Raw genomic sequence first — 16,960 nt, 5'->3', positions numbered from 1 at the left:
GCGAAAAGCGCGGGAATACTGGCTTTGGCATGGTAACATTCCGCGGTGCCGTCTGGAAAATCTAAATTAGATGACAATTGCCTATTTTTTAGGCTGCCTCTGACTCCATTTCGCGACGCGATGTTGCGCCAGGGCAACAAATTATTAACCATAACATTCTACCATGGGATTGTGGTCTCCTGCGCTTGGAGATAGGTCGTTCCACTGCGATACAATTTCGAGTGCGTTCAACATGATCGATTTGAAGAGCCTTGCCGTAGCGGCCGTTTTGGCCTCGCTCCTTGGGGCATGCTCGACCCTGCCGAGTTCCGGCCCAACGGCCGCCTCGCTGCGGGACGATGATGCATCGACCGATGCGGTTCCCTTCGCTCTCGTCAATCTCAACCAGACCACCGTCGATGTCCTAGGCCGTTACGAGCCCAAGGGTTTGGCCGGCGCCTTCACCGACCGGCGGCCCTCGGCCAACATCAAATTCGGCATCGGCGACGTCGTCACAGTGACGATCTTCGAAGCGGCTGCCGGCGGTCTCTTCATTCCCAACGAAGCCGGCGTGCGTCCCGGCAACTTCGTCACTCTGCCCGAGCAGGCGATCGACAGCGACGGCAACATCAGCGTGCCGTTCGCGGGCTCGATTCCTGCCGCCGGAAAAACCAATGTCGAGGTGCAGCGCACCATCGTCGACCGGATCAAGAACCGCGCCATCGAGCCGCAGGTCATCGTGGCGCTCGGACAGCAGCGCACGGGCCTGGTCACCGTTCTCGGTGAAGTCAACAATCCCGTCCGCTTCCCGGCCCCCGCATCTGGCGCCGGCGACAAGATCACCGACGCGATCACGCGTGCTGGCGGCATCAAGGCCCAGGGTTACGAATCCTGGGTCGTGCTCGAACGTGGCGGCAAGCGCGCCACCGTTCCCTTCGAGAACCTGATCGCTCAGCCCGTCAACAACATCTACCTGCAGCCGAACGACCGCATCTACGTCTATCGCGAAGCGCAGAAGTTCCTCGCTTTCGGCGCGGCCGGCCAGCAAGGCGAATTCAATTTCGACGCCTGGCGCATCACGCTCGCCAACGCGGTCGCCAAGGCCGGCGGACTGCTCGATTCCCAGGCAGATCCCGGTTCGGTCTTCCTCTATCGCCGGGAAAGCCGCGACGTCGCTCGCCGCCTCGGCATCGACGTGACCAAGTTCACCGGCGACCAGATCCCGGTGATCTACTCGACCGATCTGCGCGATCCGAGCGGCTTCTTCGTCGCCTCGAAGATGCAGATGCGCAATGGGGACGTGATCTTCGTCGCCAACGCCCAGTCGGTCCAGGTCACGAAGTTCCTGCAGATCCTCAACCTGGCTCTCTCGACCACGAACGGCGCGGTCTCGACGGGCAACAACGCCCTGATCCTGCGCTACAACATCCGCAACCTGTCGAGCGCCTCGCCGATCGGCCTGTAAGCCGACGTGCCCGGCGGCCAACGGCCGCCGGGAGCCCAAGAGAGGGCCATGGACGATATCGAAGGCCAGGCGAAGACCGCGACGAAGACGGTGCAGCCGGCCGCGATGCCTTCCGAGGATGCGCCGCGAAAGCGCAAGGCCGGTACGTCGCCCGCCCGGCGATCCCGGCGCAAGCCATCCGGCGGGGACCAGCCGAACGATCCGCCGCTGCAGGCTTCAGAGCCGTCGCCGGCCGCAACGGTGGTCGCTGCCGTTCGTCCCGAGATGGGCGAGCCTTCGATAGCGTCACCGACTGGCAAAGCAACGCGTCCGCGCAAGGGCGGCGGCAAGGTCGGCGGCAAGATCGACGGAACGAGCGTTCGACCGACCGGGCGCAAACCTGCACGCGACAAGCAGGCCAGCCCAGCGGCTGCCTCGGGGGCGATCCAGCAACAGCCGGCGCCAAGCGATGCGGATGCGCCGGAGCTCGCCACCCTTTGCGAGAGAGAGGCGTCCAAGAACCACGCTCCGGATGCGGACGCGCAGGCGCGGCAGGCGCGGGTCATATCCGGCGCCGGGTGGCGCTTGCGGGCCTCCCACGCGATGCTGGTCGCTGCGCTGGTGCTGGCGCCGGCGCTCTTTGGCTCGCGCGACGGGGCGACGATCGCATTCTGGTGCGCCTGGCTTTCGAGCGGGATCCTGCTTGCCCCGTCGACGGGGCTTACGCTTCGGGTCGCGGGCTGGCTCGCTGGCGTCGTGGTCGTGGTCTGCGCGTGGTCGTTCGTGCTGCACGAGCACCTGGCCGCCAATCCGTTCCTGGCATCCGAGCACCCGCTGTGGCGGCAGACGGCGAACCTGCTGGAGACGGTGTTCGCAGGGTCCGTCGGGGTCCAACGCTACCAGGCCTTCTATGCAGTGGGCGTGCCGATGGCGGCGCTGCTCGCCTTCGTGCTGGGCCTGCTGAGCTGCGGCGAGACGCGCCAGCGCGAGCAGCTGGTCAAGGCGCTGGGGTACAGCGCGGCCGTCTATGCGGCCTTCGGACTGGTCTCGCTGATCGCCAACCCGAGCATGCTGCTGTGGCGCGAAAAGATCGCCTATATCGGCGCGGTGACCGGCACCTTCGTCAACAGCAACACGGCTGCCGATTATTTCACGGCCGGGGCCATCGCATGGCTGGCGCTTCTGCTGCGACGCCAGGCCGATCAGCGGCGTAGTTCGTCGCGGAACGGCGGGGACGCCTGGCGGTGGCGCCTGCGCAGGGGCGATGCGACCGTCATCGCCGCGGGGCTGTGCTGCGTGCTGGCCCTGATCCTGACGCGATCGCGGCTTGGCGTCGCGTTGGGCGGGGCTGCGCTGGTGGGCACCTATCTGGCGCTGGATCGCAGGCCAGGGCAGCTGCTGCGCCGCCTGACGGTCGCCGCGGCGGTTGCCGTTTCGCTGCTGCTGATGGTCGGTGCGTCTCTGTTTGCGCGGCTCGACCTGCTCGGCTTTTCCGATGGCGGACGACTGGAGACCTATCGCAACACGCTGCGGATGATCCTCGACCATCCCTGGTTCGGGGTCGGGCTCGGCTCGTTTTCGGCGGCCTATCCGGCCTATCGCGGCGATGGCGACCTGTGGTGGGTGTGGGAGGCAGCGCACAGCACGCCCCTGGAGCTTGCAGCCGAGATGGGGCTGCTGCTGGCGGGCCTCATGACGCTGAGCTGGCTCGTGCTGCTGATCGCGCTGGCGCGGCGGTTTATGGCGTCCCAGGAGACGCTGGCGGTCGTCGCCTTCCCGGTCCTGCTCGTCGGCGCCGCGCATTCCCTGGTGGATTTCAGCCTGCAGACGGCAGGCTTCGCCATTCCGGCGTTGGCGTTGGCAGGCGCTGCGCTGCGCGCCGATCCGCGCCGCGCCAAAGAGGCTCTGCTCGCCACAGCGGAACCGGACGCCGTTACCTGAAGTTGGCGGCGATGAGCTTGGCGTAGCGGACGGCGAAGTTCAGCGGCCAGATCGGTCCACCGTGCCGACGGCAGAAATAGAGCCATTCGCGCCAGGGCACGCCCTTGGGATGCAGCAGGATGAAGCGCCAGTTCGCCACCGTGAGCTTCGAGAGCTTTCGTTTCTGGGCTTCGTTGTATTCCTGGAAGCCGACCGGCTTGCCCATCTGGACGATGGTGTATCCAGCCTCGGTGGCGCGCAGGCCGTAGTCGATATCGCCGAAGGTGTGGCGGTAATTCTCGCTGAGCAGGCCGAGATCGTTCTGCACGCGCGCGGGCAGCAGGACGAGGTTGCCGTTCATCGTCTTGGCGATGGTCTCGTCGCTCCGCAGGCGGCGGAAATGCAGGCGCGACAGGCCCTCCTTCACGTTGAAGCCGCCATAGGTGTCGGCACCGCTGCTCGGGCTCACGGTCTTGCCGACGATGATGACCTTCTCGCCATGGTGCGCCTTCGCCTGCGCATGGCAGGCGAGCATGTCGGCCAGCGCCGTCTCGTTCATGGCCAGGTCGTCATTCAGCCAGAGGAAGAAATCGGGCTGGGTCGCAGCTGCCGCGGCCTTCCAGGCCGTCAGCATGCCCTGGTTCCAGTAGAGGTTGCCGTCGCCGACGATGATCTGGGCGTCCGGAAATTCGGCACGGACGGCGTCGGCGGTGCCGTCCGTGCTGCCGTCATCGGTCAGGAAGATGCTGGCCTTGACGCGCTCCGGCATCGCGGCCCTGAGCGCACGCAGCGCAGACAGCGTCAGCTCGCGCCGGTTATGCGCGGTGAGCACGACGGAGAGCGTCACGGCTTGCTCCAGTGGATCGCCCTGCCGCGGGTTGCGTTCGGTGCTGTCTGCGATCGTCATTTGGGGCCTTGCTGGTTTGCCGCGACAGGCGCGAAGGTGAGGTCGTGCAAGGCGCCAGCCCTGTCTGCGACGGCGAGACCGAGAGCCGCGACGGCGGGGTTGGCGGCGGCGAGGGCTTTCAGCAGATCGGCTGTGCCGGCATCCGGGCCGATGCCCGCCGGCATCGTCACATCGATCGTGTCGGTCGCCGACAGGAACGGCCGCGAGCTCTGGAACTCGTATTCGATCATGGTTCGTCCGAGCAGGACGTTGCGCTTCACGACATTGTCGATGGGCGCGCCGATCTGGTTCTCGGGCAGGGTCGCCAGCGTCGGGTAGCGGCTTGCCCAGAGCGGCTGGCGGAAGGGCATGGCGTTCAGCTTGGTGTTGAGCTCGCCCGTCAGCGTCATCGCCCTGTGCTTGTGCAGGCCGCGATCATCGAACAGCACGGCGGAGCGCTGCGAGGCCAGGAATGCATTGCCCTCGACCAGATTCTCGCGGCCGCCGCCGATCTGGACCGGCACGTTGACCCTGTGGAAGACGTTGCCGGTGATCGTGGCGCCGCTGAACTGGTCGTCGAGATAGATGCCGATGAGGGATCGGTGACCGCCGCGCTGGCCGCCGCCGATGTCGTGCAGGTAGTTGCCGTTGAAGACGTTGCCGCGCGCGGTGAAGTCGCGGCCCATATAGATCGCCCCGGCGTCGTTGGTTTCCTTCACGACGTCGGAAATCTCGTTGCCGGAGACCCTGTGCTCGTTGCCGTTGACCAGGATCGCCGAATGGGGGCCGTCGCGGAACAGCGAGCCGGTGACGCTGTTGCCGACGCCCTGGACATCGACCGCAGGCCTGTAGGTCGGGGAGTCCTGGCTGAAGCGGACAAAGATCGAGTCCGTCACGGCATGGCGTGCCGGCGTCAGGTTCTTGCGGTCTCCGCCGGAGATCAGGATCCCGGTCTCGGCGGTGTCGGCGACGACGCTGCGCCGGATGACGACGTTGCGGCCGCCCGTGGCGGTGATGCCGCGATTGCCGCTGTTGCGGACCAGGCAGTTCTCGATGACGACGTTCGACGCGTTCTCGATCCTGATGGGTGTGCCGAGCGTGCGCTCGAACCCGATATTGCGCAGGGTGACGTTCTGCACGGTGGCCAGCACCATCAGTTCACGCGCCACGGCGACGTCGAATTTGGCGGCGGCTCCCGGCACGGGAACGACGAAAGCGCGCCTGCCGGCGGGATCGAGGACGTAGCGTCCGGGGGCGTCGAGCTCGCTCATCGCGTTGAAGACACGCGCGCGGATCACGCGCCGTGTCGGAAGCGGGGCGACGAGCCGGCTGACCAGAAGCTCGCCGCTTTCGGGATCGACGGACAGCATCGACTGCGCCTCATAGGCCCAGTCAGCGACCCAGTAGCCGGCGACCTGGAGGTCCTTCTGCGAGCGGAAGCGCTCGAACATCGCTCGTGGCAGCTTGACGCGCACGCCCAATGAGTTGGGATCGGCCCTCGCCTCGACGCCCTCAGCGTAGCCGCTGCGAGGCCAGACCGACGGACGGAAGCGGTTATCGCCCTGGAATATCTCGAACTGCGAGGTCGGCGTGCCGTTATAGGCACCGCGCGCCACCAGCCCGAGCGGCTGCGTGCCACGCGCCGCCGACAGGTCGACGACCTGCACGGGCTGTGGCGGTGCCGCCAGACCGGCGAGATCGGCCGGGCCGGCGGGGCGAGCCTCGGCTTCGAGGGAACCGTAAATCCGGGTGGAGCCGTCGGCTGCGCCCTCGATCACGAAAGGCGCGTTCGGACGTCCGGAATCGCGCGGTTCGATGATGATCGGCATCTGCAGGCGGTAGACGCCACTGGACAGCCGAAGGGTCACGGTTTCATTGGGGGTGGCCTGGCGGATCGACCTGACCTCACTTATGCCGGCCTGGATCAGTTCGGAGGCAGACGGTCCGCCCGGCACAGGTGCCTTGACCTCAACGACGCGCGCAAGCGCGATGATGGGGCCCATCGTCCAAAGCATCAGCAGCAGAGCCGTGACGCGCGCCGTTGCGAGCTGTGATCCGAACATGTCTTCTCCTGCCTTACGCGGTTCTCGCGTCAAGCGTGCCTGAGGCCGCCGATGCGTTTCATGCGCCGCACCAGCGGTCCCTCGACCAGCAAATGGACCGCGACCCCGATGGCAAGCGCCCCAAGAATCACGCCAACCATCGCCACGCTCCAACTCGCCTGCGGCGCGATGCGTCGCAGCAGAGACAAAAGCACAAGCATGACCGGAATATGGGTGAGGTAGATCGCATAGGACGCGTCACCGACCAGCCTGCCCGCGCTGATGACCGCCCCGCGTCCATCGGGATGTCGGGACGGCACCGCGATGCCCAGAGCAAGCATGATCGATGCCAGAATGCCCGCAATGAGGGCCGTCCTGATCGTCATGATGTGGAGGTCCAGCGCGTATCCGGTCGCAATCAGGCCAAGCGAGAGTGCGGCAAGAACCGCCAATCCGCGGACTCCGCTCAGGAACGGCGCGGCCGCACGCGACCACGAGGCGGCAGGGCGAGCGGCCAGAAGCCCGATGGCAACGCCGAAGCCGAACTGGAGATTGACGGGGTTGGCGATGAATTCGAGCAGGTCGTGCGCCTTCTCAAGCGTCCCGATCGGCCGGATCGCATTCAGGAGGAGAGGGGACAGGGCCCAAAGCGCGAAAACGAAGCGCAGGCCCGGCCGCGTCAGGAAGGTCAGCGCGAAGACGGCGTAGAACAGCGCCTCGTGGCGCAGTGTCCAGATCACGTCCGGCTTCAACTCGCCCACGGGCCAGAGCAGCATCGCCCGGAGATAGGACATCGTCGGGATGTCGGTGCCGCGTCCCGCCAGCCGAAGCAGCGCATAGGCGACGATGCACAGCCACATGAACGGGACGATCCGCATGAAGCGGCGGGCGGCGAAGTCGCGCACCGTCATGACGGCCCGGCCGGTCGACGGATCGAGCGTGGTGTAGGTGATGATGAAGCCGCTGATGACGAAGAACAGATCGACGCCGAGATAGCCGTAGTCGAACAGGGCAGGGCCGGGCCGGCCCAGGATGGCGGGGTCGGCGATGTTGGCGCTGGCGTGGAAGGCAACCACCAGCAGGGCGGCAAAGCCGCGCAGATACTGCACGCCCGGCAGCGTCGCGCTTTCCGCTGCGTTGACGGTGGAGCCGAGGCTCCCGGTATCCATGCTGGTATCGAGGGCCGCCATTCCCGCCCTAATGCCCGGCCGCGGGGGCCGTGAACTGCTTTCGCTTGCGCAGCGGCTTGGCCGGGTTCCCGACATAGATCGTCCACGCCTCCAGATCCCTGAAGGCAACGGCCCGGGCGCCGAGAACGGCCCCTTCACCCGCGGTGACGCCCGGGCCGACGAAGGCCTCCGCGGCAATCCAGGCATGGGGCTCGATCCGGATCGGCTTGGCGATCAACTGGAAATGCGGATCATCGACGTCATGCGTGCCGGCGCAGAGATGGGCGCCCTGCGAGATGACGGCGAAATCACCGATGGTGATCGGACCCTGACAGTAGCAGGTCACGCCGGGGCCCATGACCGCATGTTCACCCATGACGAGATTCGACGGCAGCCATATGTTCACCGAGCGGTAGATCCGCGCCGTCGACGCGATGCGCGCCCCGAAAAGCTGCAGCAGGAGACGACGCCAGGCATGCAGCGGCGGCGGCGTCCAGGAGGCCAGCAGCAGCCAGACCACATACCAGAGCGCCCGGATCATCCGGTTGGCGCGGCTGAAGCTCGGCGCACCGACAACCGAGGATGCAACCGTGGCGTCCAGTGGCTTTGCCGTCATTCCAGGAACCTCATGCCAAAGCGTTCATGCCTAGGAGTTCGTCTCAAACGGCCCGATGCACAAAATCTGCCGCTGCCCAAAATCTCACGCGCCTATGCTCTCAGGCGGCCAGCTCGCGCAACGCCCTGTCGATCGCGGTGGTGATCGTCTTCGAGGTGTTCTTCACATCGAAGTGGTTCTCGAAGCAGGCGCGTGCCGCCCTCGCCATATGATCGCGCGCGGCCGGTGACAGCGCGATGAAGCGGCGGATCAGCGACGCCGTCCCGTCCACGTCGTCGCTCGCGACGAGGCCAGCTCCGTCGCGCTCGACCTCGCGCCAGATGTTGATCTTGTTCGAGATCAGCACCGGGCGGCCGCAGGCCAGCGCCTCTGCAACGGCGATGCCGAAATTCTCCTGGTGGGACGGCAGGATGAAGGCCTCGCAGGCGCGGTAGGCGCCCCATTTCGCGGCACCCTCGACCATGCCGAGCCAGTGGATCCGTTCGCCGATGCCGAGCTGCGTCGCCATGTCCTCGAGCGATTGGCGCAAGCCGACCTGATCGGGGCCGGCGATGACGATGTCCGTATCGGGCATCGTTTCAGCGACCTTCGCGAAGGCCTGAAGCAGCAGGTCGCAGCCCTTCTTTTCGTGGATGCGGCCGAGGAAGAGCAGGAAGCGTCGGCCGCGCAGCATCGGCGCGATGGCATCGAAAGCCTCGGCCTGGGCCGGATCGGCCTGTGGCACATCCTCGGTGCCGTAGCTGATGACCTGCTCGCGGACCTTGTAGGGAAAGAAGGTCTGGCGGGCGAGCAGACGCTCGTCCTCGGTGGTGAAGAACACGGCGCGCGCATTGCGCAGCAGGGCGGCCTCGCTCCACCACCAGAGCAGCTGCTTGACGAGGTGCTTGAACGGATAGGCTTTGCGGAACCAGGGGTCGAGCATGCCGTGCGGGAAGACGAAATAGGGCACCTTGCTGACCTCGAGGGCCTTGCGAGCCGCGAAGCTGGCATAGTTCCAGAGGCCGTTCACGATCACCGCATCGTATTTCGGGGTGTTCTCGATGAGCCAGGGCACCATGTGGCGGGTATAGCCGTAGCGCTCCCTGAACGGCCCGCCGAGATGGCGGCTGTAGGAGGTCTCGCCGAGCGCGATCACCTCGATCGGACAGCTCTTGACCCAGGGATCGTCGGGCAGATCGAGGCTCGCGATCGTGCAGGAGAGGCCCATGCTCTCGTTACTCAGCGAGGCGCGCAGCACGCCTTCCATCAAGCCGCCCGACACCGCCGATGCAGTCGGCAGGATATGAAGGATTCGCATCCCGGGTTGAATCGTCATGGGTACGGGAGGCGTGGTGTCGGAAGCATCGAGACGCCTCAGTTGCGGAATGCGTCGATCAAGGCCGGAGGATCGAAATTCCCGTGGCTCATTCTGATTTCGTGTTCCAGCGAGAAATTTGCTCATTATCCGGCGCCTGCCGCCTTACGTATCTGTTCGAGGTCGACCGGACGGACATTTCCGCGCTCATACTTGTGAACGAGGGCGCCGACGTTTGATCGCGGGGGCGGTTCCAGGCGCATTGGTTGACTTGTTCTTCGGCGGCATTCAGAGGATAGGTATCGTCAGGACGTCGGCCATCCTCAGCATGTTCATTATCTCATTGAAAGCAGGGCAATGGCGAGCGTTATTCTTGAACGAGGTTATCAACTAAAGCGATGAGCGTGCGGCACATCGTCGTCTTTAGGCTAGGCAGTCTCGGTGACGCGGTGGTGTCGTTGCCGTGCTGGCATCAGATCCGCGAGCGGTTCCCCGATGCGAGGCGGACGCTGCTGACCAACATGTCGATCTCGGCCAAGGCTGCCGGCGTTCCCGCCGTGCTGGGCGGGGGCGGGTTCATCGACGATTTCGTCGAATATCCCATCGGTGTACGCTCCGCCGGCTCACTCTGGACGCTCGCGTCGCAGCTGCGGGCGCTGCGCGCCGATATGCTGGTCTACATGGCCGAGCCGCGCGGGTTGGCCTCCGTCTATCGTGACTGGGCCTTTTTCCGGCTGTGCGGTTTCCAGACCATCGTCGGCCTGCCCTGGCGTGACGACGACCGCAACAACCGCGTCGACCCGGCGACGGGGCTCGAAGAACTCGAATCCCTGCGGCTGGCGCGCCAGATGGCTGGGCTGGGGCCGATCGACCTGTCGCGGCCCGGTGCCTGGGACCTATGCCTGAGCGATGCCGAGATGGCCGTCGGCACGCAGGCGACCGCCGTCTTCGGCGAGACGCCTTTCATCGCCATCAACATGGGCGGCAAGGACAAGGAAAAGGATTGGGGCCAGGCGAACTGGGAACGGCTGATCGCAGAGCTGGGCGCCGCGATCCCGGGCGCTGGCCTGCTGGCGGTCGGCGCGCCCAGCGACTCCGCACGCGCGCTGGCGCTGCGCCCTCACTGGCCCGGGCCGCTGGTGGATGCCTGCGGCGTGCTGTCGGTGCGCGAATGCGCGGCGGCGCTCGAACACGCGCGGATCTTCATCGGCCATGATTCAGGGCCGATGCATCTCGCTGCGTCGCGAGGCCTGCCCTGCATCGGGCTTTTCGGAGATTTCAACCGGCCGGCCAAATGGCACCCCTATGGCAGCGCGCACCGGATTTTGCATCGCATGGACGGGCTCGCGCAGATCTCGACCACTGAGGTGCTCGAGGCGGCGACATCGCTCTGGCATCGCGCCGCGATAGCGGCATGACGACCTCCGCTCCCCGCGAGAGGAACTGGCGTCGTGTGGCCGGCACGATGGGTGCCCAGGTTTCCAACCAGGTCGTCACCGTCGCGACGCAGGTCCTGCTCGTACCGGTCCTGCTGCATGCCTGGGGGGTCGACCGCTACGGCGCCTGGCTGCTTTTGTCGGCGATCCCGACCTATCTCACACTGACCGATTTCGGGTTCACCGCGATCGCCAAGAACGAGATGACGATGAGCGTCGCGCGCGGGGAGCGCGACGCGGCGCTGCGGACCTATCAGAGCGTCTTCGTGCTCTTATGCGGCATCAGCGTCCTGACCATGGCCGTGGTCGCGATCGCCGCCGACTGGCTCCACCTGACAGCCCTCTGGCCGCTCGCGGGGACGAGCGAGGTTGACGCGGGCCGGGTGCTCGTCATTCTCAGTCTCGGTGTCGTGCTGTTCCAGTTCATGCTGCTCGGCGCGGCTGGGATGCGTGCGCTCGGGCGTCCCGCCGAGGAGGTTCTGTGGGGCGCGACGGCACGGCTGGCCGAAGCCGCCTTCGCCGGGGCCGCGGCGTTGATGGGCGGCGATTTCGTCGCCGCGGCATTGGCGATGCTGGCGGCTCGCCTGCTGCTCACCGCGGCGTTGTTTGTCCGCCTGTTTTTTCTGGCGCGCTGGCTGAGGCCGCTGGGCCGGCATCTTTCGATGTCCGAGATGTCGCGCCTGCTCGGACCCTCGCTCAGCTATATGTGCTATATCGGTGGCGTCGCCGTGATGGGGCAGGGGCCGGTGCTCGCGCTCGGAGCGATCGGCTCGCCCCGCGACATCGTCGTCTTCTCCGCGACCCGTACGCTGACGCGGCTGGGGGTGTCGGCCGCCAATGTCCTGACATTCTCGCTGTCGCCGGAATATTCGAGGCTGTTCGGGTCGGGCGACCACCAACGCTTCGCGCGCTTCGCTCTCGCTGGCATTGGCCTGATCGCCGGCATGGCTCTGATCTATGTCGGGGCACTGGAATGGCTTGGTGGCACCATCCTCGCCTTCTGGACCTCGGGAGAGGTCGTCGCTATCCAGCCCTTCCTCCGCCTGCTGCTGGGCGCCGTGGCCTGCGAGATGATCTGGAGCGCGGGCTTTGCGCCGCTGGCGGCGACGAACCGTCATGTCGGGGCATCGCATGCCTTCCTCGCGATCAGCCTGGTCGCGGTCGGCGCCTGCTTCCTGCTGCCGCCGGCGTTTGCCCTGAGCGGCATCGGTATCGTGCTGTTCGTGGTCAATTTTACGATGATTCTCGTTATCGCTTGGCTTGCGCGCCGACATTGGCGCATCAGATAAGCGCCGACGATGGCGTTTCCTGCAGGGCTGACCGGTGCGCCGGGGCCGGCAACGCCTCCGCCGGAAGATGATCTCAGCGAGCCAACACCGGAACCGTCATGCGCATCATCGTGATCCTGCTTCTGCTGGCCTCGCTCGGTGCCAATGTCGCGATGGCAGGTTTCATCACTGTCGGGGTCGTGACGCGCGCATCCTTCACGGACATGATGCGAAAGGGTGCGAAGTTCCTGAAGCTTCCGCCTATCGGCCGCTGGCAGCCGAACCGGGACTACCAGAGCGTCCAGCCCTGCGACCTCAAGCCGAGTTTCGTCGTGCTGGTGATCGGCCAGAGCAACGGGGCGAACGCCGCCTTCTCCTATACCAAAGCGCAGGATCCGGGCGCACGCGCCTTCTATGATGGGGCCTGCTACGGGCTTTCCGACCCTGTCATCGGCGGCGACGGGACCCGCGGGAGCCAATGGCCGATCTTCGCGGATCTGTTCAAGGCGCGTTTCGAACGGTCCGTCACCGTGATTTCCGCGGGATGGGGGGGATCGGCGATCACGGATTGGACCGACAAGGGCTATGACCGCTTTGCTCTGTCGCAGTTGCGTGCGCTGCGCGAGGCCGGCCGGACCGTCGATGCCGTGTTCTGGCAGCAGGGCGAGCAGGATTTCGCCACGGATCCGGCGACCTACAAGGCCAAGTTCGCGGTGGTCACGCAACGCCTGCGGGACGCCGGCGTCACGGCGCCGATCTTCGTCGCACGGGCCACGCTGTCGGGCAGCTTCGTCAACCATCCGCTGCGCCAGGCGCAAGCCGAGCTCGCTGCCCAGCCGGGCTTCGTTGCCGGCCCCGATGCCGACAGCGTCACCGAGCGGTTCGACAAGTATCACCTGACGGCCAACGGCGTCGTCGAGATGGCGAAGCTCTGGTTCGACGCCGTCGTTGCCTGTGACTGCGTCGCCAAGGATTGAATTTTAAGCGCTTCATGCTTTGAGTGCCGCCATGAGCAGCATTGCGGGGACATGGCGGCGCGGAAGGGCGCAGATCCGGTCGGCGAGTCCGCGCGCCGACGACGATGCCATGGTCGCAGCCGGGCTGATCTATGCGCTTCTCGCCGTCCTGGTCTGGGTGATCCAGAGCGAGCTTGGAGTCCGCACACCCTGGCCGGTTGCGAGCGTGACCGGCATGTTCGCCGTCCATTTGCTGCTGATCCGGCGCTCCTTGAACGATCCGGTCGTGATCTTCGTGATCGTGATGTTCATGTACAGCTATCTGCCGGCGATCGCGGACATCTCGGCGCCGGGGTCGACTCTCGGCTTTGATCTCGCGCTCGCCTACGACCTGTTCAATGTCGGCCAGATCGCGACCATGGTGGGGGTCGCGATCAGCTGCTCGTTCATGCGGCGCAACGGCCCGCCGCCGGTGCTGTCACCCGTCGATTCCACCGCATGCCTCGTCGGCGGCATCGTCAGCGGCATCCTGGCGATCATGCTGATTTCGGCGGCGATCGCCGCGCGCGGCTTCGTGCTCGGCGGCAGTGTCAGCTATGGCGAAAGCTTCACGCAACAGACCGAAGCCGGAAACGGCATCTACATGCTGTGCATTCCGTTCTGCCTGGCGTCGATCGGACTCATCCTCGCCAGCCGCCACCCGCTCTCCGGCTATGTCCTGGCGATCCCGGTATTCTGCTTCATCGAGATCGCCGTGGGCATCGGCCAGCGCAAATATTTCATCCAGCCGGCTCTGTTCATCTTTGCGTTCTACTGGACCTCGAGACGCTTCTACCAGACCGTCGCGATCATCGCCGCAGCCCTCTTCGGGTTCCTGTTCTTCTGCTATCTCGGCTTCCTGCGGATCAACGCGCTGGGAATCGAGGCGCTGCTCAGCCCTGCCGAATGGGCCAATTTCTTCTCCGAACTCGGCGTCTATGTCGGCAGCGAGACCGTCTATCTCTATGCGACGGCCGCATCGGCCGTGGCCGGTTTCATCAGGCCGCTCGACTACGGCGGCGACTATCTGATGGCCTGGGCGCTCAGCTTTCCGCGCTTTCTGATGACGGATGCGCTGGCCGAACTCTATACCTCGGCCAACGACCGGTTCAGCTATGCCTATGACGTGCTCGCGGCGGATTTCGGCCAGGGGTACGGGTTCTCGTTCCTGGGCGAATCCTATCTCGTGGGAGGGCTTCCGGCCACGGCGCTGATGGTGATCGTCCAGGTCTGCCTGTTCCGCTATGCCTATCTGCGCGGCGGGGGCAACAGACCCACCGGCGTCTGGGGGGCTATCTCGCTTCTGTCACTCTACTTCGCTATGTGGACGCAGCGCAATGCGCTCGGCGTTATCATCCGCGAGTTCATCGTCTTTGCGATCGGCGCCGTCGTGGCGATGTATTATGCAGGACACATCACCAGCCGGATCGTGCTGCCGACGATGGCCAAGATCCACCGCGACACCAAGCGGTCGCAGGAGGCCGCCGCAGCGTCGGCCCATGCCGAGCCGACGCGCATCCTGCACTGAGGTTCAGGCGAGGGCTGCCCGGAAGACGGTCGCACGCGCTTCACTCGAAAACGCGCGGATAGGCCGGCATGTCGGCGAGCAGTTTCTGGTCGCTGGTGCGGCCGGCGCGCGCGGGGTCGAAGACCGGGAAGCCGAGCAGTTTCAGCGCCGGCGAGTCGGGCTTGAGCCGATAATCGTGGGCGGCCGCATCGACGAAGAGCGGGTCTGCAATGATCGAGTTGACGTCCCGGCCGAGCCGTCCGCGCCAGTCCTGCCAGGTGGTTCCGTCGGAAAACTGGGGCGACCGATCGTCCAGCGTCCAGTAGAGATTGCGGTCGGCGCGCAATTCGGAATTGGTCCAGGGGCCGCGAAACAGCGCGCCTTGTCGCCGCCAGACGATGATGTTCTCGTTGATCTGCTGGTCCTTGCGATACAACTCCAGCGGATCGACTCCGATCGCGCCGGTGGGCCCGCCATTCACGAAGATGTTGTGCCGCAGCAGCAGTTCCTGCCCGTAATGCAGGAAGTAGCTCTCATGCGAGGTGTCGTAGACGAGGTTGCGCTCGAAGACGATGTTGCTCGACCCCTCGTCAGGGTAGAGCCCCCAGCCTCCATAATCATAGGCCTTGACGTCATGGATGACGTTCTCGCTGACGATCGAGCCCGGCGAGATCCCCATCGTGTAGATGCCGCCCATGTCGGAGAGGACGTTCTGACCGAGCTGATGAATCAGGTTTCGGAACAGCATGTTGCCGCGGTTGTGACTGACGCCGAAGCCCAGCGTGCCGCCGATCTGGATGCCCGTGTAGTAGGTGTCGCGGATCTCGTTGTTCCGGACGACGTTGTAATGGGCATTGGCGATCCAGATCGCCGTGCCGGCGGGGTCCAGCCGCCCGAGCCCGAAGATCAGGTTGTTCTCGACCAGGTTGCTCGCCGTGGTCTTGTCACCCTGAAAGGTCAGGAGATGGGCATAGGCTACCGATGATGCACCGGTGCCGATCTCGATGGCACCGGCGCCCATGTCGCCGAATTCACTGTTCACGACCCGGCTGAACATCGTGCCCGGGCCGAAGGACACGCCGTAACCCGCCGTGTTGCGGACGGCGATCCTGTCGAATGTGATGTTGCGCACGCCGGCCATGACGATGACTGAGGGCATCCCGGTCGCGCCGGCGCTGTAGGTCGAACCCTCCGGCGGCGTGACCCAGTTGTTATGCGCGAAGGTCAGGTTCTCGAAGCGCAGATGCGCGGTTCCAGGCCGCAGGATGATCGCGTGTTCGAAGCGCGGGGCGACGACCTCCGTCCGTTGCGGGTCCTCGCCACTCTCGGGCAGGTAGGTCAGGATGCCGGACTGTCGGTCGAGGTAGAACTCGCCGGGCTCGGTCAGCGCCTCCCGGACATTGTCGACGCGATAGCGAAAGCCTTTTGTCAGCTTGTACCAGTTCTCCCGCGTCTTGCCCTTCAGCCAGATTTCGCCGGTGGCCTCGTCGATCCGGCCGGGCCGGAGCCGCGAGACGCTCCAGTTGTGCAGGATCAGGATTTCGATATCCGGCGAATTCTGCCAGGCTGAGCGCAGGTCGCCCCGGGCAAAACCGAAGCGGTCGAAGCCGCGTCCGCGGACCTCCTCGGACGGTGCAACCTCCCTGTCGATGCGATGATAGCCCTTCTTGGGCAGATGCGGCCGGCTGCGGCGAACGCCATCGACATAGAGTTGGGTGAAGTTCCAATTCTTCTCGACGACCTCGGACAGCTTCAGTTCCCAACCGCCACGGGGCGATTGCGTCCAGCCGGTCAGCCTGCGCCCGGCGCTGAAGACCGGACGCTCGCCGGGATAAGCCGTGTAGATGATCGACTGGTCCGGCCTGCCGCTGTCTGCGGGGCCAAAGACGACGGGGGCGTCCAGATGATAGGTGCCGCCGCGAACCATCACCGTCAGCGGCCCGGCCCTGCGGTCGATCGCATATTTTTTGCTGCGCACGATCTCGACGGCGCGGCCCAGCGTCGCCACGGGCCCGTCCACGCCGTTGGGCGCTTCGAGGCTACCCGACCAGGTGTCGTTGCCCTCGGTTGATACGAAGACGTCGGCTGCCGGCGCAGCGCTGACGGACGAGCCCGAAACGACCGCGATGACGCCAGCCAACAGAAGCCGCCGGAATTGTGCCGCGATGATCCGAGCCTGCTTGCTCTCGCACTTGCGAACGGCCATCATGATCGTCCGGCAGAGATGTTTTATGGGATTCACAATGATGACCTGGGGATCGAGCACGATCGACGGGCGATATTAGCTGCCGCTGCGCCGCAATTGAAGGGGTACGGATATGCGTGCGTCTTTCATGTCTCCTGTCCGCCGGCTCCCAGAAGTTCCGTTCGGTGCAGTGCAGCACGAGCTTTCCGTCAGGGCCGC

At 65.5% G+C, this 16,960-nt stretch carries 12 protein-coding genes; 6 read left to right on the top strand and 6 right to left on the bottom strand.

What is annotated here, in order from left to right; all coding sequences use genetic code 11:
• The first annotated feature begins 232 nt into the window (after positions 1–232).
• Together AE618_RS06790 and AE618_RS06785 are read left to right on the top strand one after the other, a co-directional pair.
• Complete coding sequence (locus tag AE618_RS06790) at positions 233–1,444, top strand: polysaccharide biosynthesis/export family protein (protein WP_054208302.1); 1,212 nt, start codon at positions 233–235, stop codon at positions 1,442–1,444.
• A 48-nt stretch (positions 1,445–1,492) separates the two neighbouring features.
• Positions 1,493–3,364 carry an O-antigen ligase family protein gene (locus AE618_RS06785; RefSeq protein ID WP_054208301.1) on the top strand — a complete coding sequence of 624 codons (1,872 nt, stop codon included), beginning with the start codon at positions 1,493–1,495 and terminating at the stop codon, positions 3,362–3,364.
• On the opposite strand, the gene AE618_RS06780 is transcribed toward AE618_RS06785, so the two are convergent.
• The 5 genes from AE618_RS06780 to AE618_RS06760 form a co-directional block, all read right to left on the bottom strand.
• Positions 3,357–4,250, bottom strand: a complete 894-nt coding sequence (locus AE618_RS06780; protein WP_054208300.1) for a glycosyltransferase family 2 protein — start codon at positions 4,248–4,250, stop codon at positions 3,357–3,359. The two genes, AE618_RS06785 and AE618_RS06780, sit on opposite strands and share 8 nt — an antisense overlap.
• On the bottom strand, positions 4,247–6,292 hold the full coding sequence (locus AE618_RS06775; RefSeq protein WP_054208299.1) for a right-handed parallel beta-helix repeat-containing protein: 2,046 nt from the start codon (positions 6,290–6,292) through the stop codon (positions 4,247–4,249). The genes AE618_RS06780 and AE618_RS06775 overlap by 4 nt, the downstream gene beginning before the upstream one ends.
• A 29-nt stretch (positions 6,293–6,321) precedes the next feature.
• A complete protein-coding gene (locus tag AE618_RS06770; protein ID WP_054208298.1) occupies positions 6,322–7,440 on the bottom strand; it encodes an acyltransferase family protein in 1,119 nt (372 codons plus the stop codon).
• A gap of 28 nt (positions 7,441–7,468) precedes the next feature.
• Positions 7,469–8,056 carry an acetyltransferase gene (locus AE618_RS06765; RefSeq protein ID WP_054208297.1) on the bottom strand — a complete coding sequence of 196 codons (588 nt, stop codon included), beginning with the start codon at positions 8,054–8,056 and terminating at the stop codon, positions 7,469–7,471.
• Between the two features lie 100 nt (positions 8,057–8,156).
• A complete protein-coding gene (locus AE618_RS06760) occupies positions 8,157–9,353 on the bottom strand; it encodes a glycosyltransferase (protein WP_054208296.1) in 1,197 nt (398 codons plus the stop codon).
• 401 nt (positions 9,354–9,754) lie between these two features.
• Here AE618_RS06760 and AE618_RS06755 point away from each other — a divergent pair, with 401 nt between their 5' ends.
• From AE618_RS06755 to wzy, 4 genes are all read left to right on the top strand, one after another.
• Positions 9,755–10,768: a glycosyltransferase family 9 protein gene (locus tag AE618_RS06755; RefSeq protein WP_210166443.1), complete on the top strand. Its 1,014-nt coding sequence runs from the start codon at positions 9,755–9,757 to the stop codon at positions 10,766–10,768.
• Complete coding sequence (locus AE618_RS06750; RefSeq protein ID WP_156330152.1) at positions 10,765–12,075, top strand: lipopolysaccharide biosynthesis protein; 1,311 nt, start codon at positions 10,765–10,767, stop codon at positions 12,073–12,075. Before AE618_RS06755 ends, AE618_RS06750 begins: the two co-directional genes overlap by 4 nt.
• Before the next feature lie 98 nt (positions 12,076–12,173).
• Entirely contained in the window at positions 12,174–13,031 is an 858-nt protein-coding gene (locus tag AE618_RS06745; protein WP_054208293.1) for a sialate O-acetylesterase, read from the top strand.
• Positions 13,032–13,062: 31 nt separating this feature from the next.
• Entirely contained in the window at positions 13,063–14,577 is a 1,515-nt protein-coding gene (gene wzy / locus AE618_RS06740; protein WP_054208292.1) for an O-antigen polysaccharide polymerase Wzy, read from the top strand.
• A gap of 40 nt (positions 14,578–14,617) precedes the next feature.
• Here the strand turns inward: wzy and AE618_RS06735 are convergent, their stop codons facing one another.
• Positions 14,618–16,762, bottom strand: a complete 2,145-nt coding sequence (locus AE618_RS06735) for a right-handed parallel beta-helix repeat-containing protein (protein WP_197280698.1) — start codon at positions 16,760–16,762, stop codon at positions 14,618–14,620.
• Positions 16,763–16,960: the final 198 nt, after the last annotated feature.

This window comes from Allobosea vaviloviae (genome assembly GCF_001298265.1).
GTDB classification, from domain to species: domain Bacteria; phylum Pseudomonadota; class Alphaproteobacteria; order Rhizobiales; family Beijerinckiaceae; genus Allobosea; species Allobosea vaviloviae_B.
The sequence above is the reverse complement of the archived record's forward strand: the minus strand, read 5'-3'. Positions and strand labels throughout refer to the sequence as shown.

Bases quoted from the DNA above. Each gene is read 5' to 3' on its own strand.
- AE618_RS06790 (WP_054208302.1), top strand. From the start codon at position 233: ATGATCGATTTGAAGAGCCTTGCCGTAGCGGCCGTTTTGGCCTCGCTC.
- AE618_RS06785 (WP_054208301.1), top strand. From the start codon at position 1,493: ATGGACGATATCGAAGGCCAGGCGAAGACCGCGACGAAGACGGTGCAG.
- AE618_RS06780 (WP_054208300.1), bottom strand. From the start codon at position 4,250: ATGACGATCGCAGACAGCACCGAACGCAACCCGCGGCAGGGCGATCCA.
- AE618_RS06775 (WP_054208299.1), bottom strand. From the start codon at position 6,292: ATGTTCGGATCACAGCTCGCAACGGCGCGCGTCACGGCTCTGCTGCTG.
- AE618_RS06770 (WP_054208298.1), bottom strand. From the start codon at position 7,440: ATGGATACCGGGAGCCTCGGCTCCACCGTCAACGCAGCGGAAAGCGCG.
- AE618_RS06765 (WP_054208297.1), bottom strand. From the start codon at position 8,056: ATGACGGCAAAGCCACTGGACGCCACGGTTGCATCCTCGGTTGTCGGT.
- AE618_RS06760 (WP_054208296.1), bottom strand. From the start codon at position 9,353: ATGCGAATCCTTCATATCCTGCCGACTGCATCGGCGGTGTCGGGCGGC.
- AE618_RS06750 (WP_156330152.1), top strand. From the start codon at position 10,765: ATGACGACCTCCGCTCCCCGCGAGAGGAACTGGCGTCGTGTGGCCGGC.
- AE618_RS06745 (WP_054208293.1), top strand. From the start codon at position 12,174: ATGCGCATCATCGTGATCCTGCTTCTGCTGGCCTCGCTCGGTGCCAAT.
- wzy (WP_054208292.1), top strand. From the start codon at position 13,063: ATGAGCAGCATTGCGGGGACATGGCGGCGCGGAAGGGCGCAGATCCGG.
- AE618_RS06735 (WP_197280698.1), bottom strand. From the start codon at position 16,762: ATGGCCGTTCGCAAGTGCGAGAGCAAGCAGGCTCGGATCATCGCGGCA.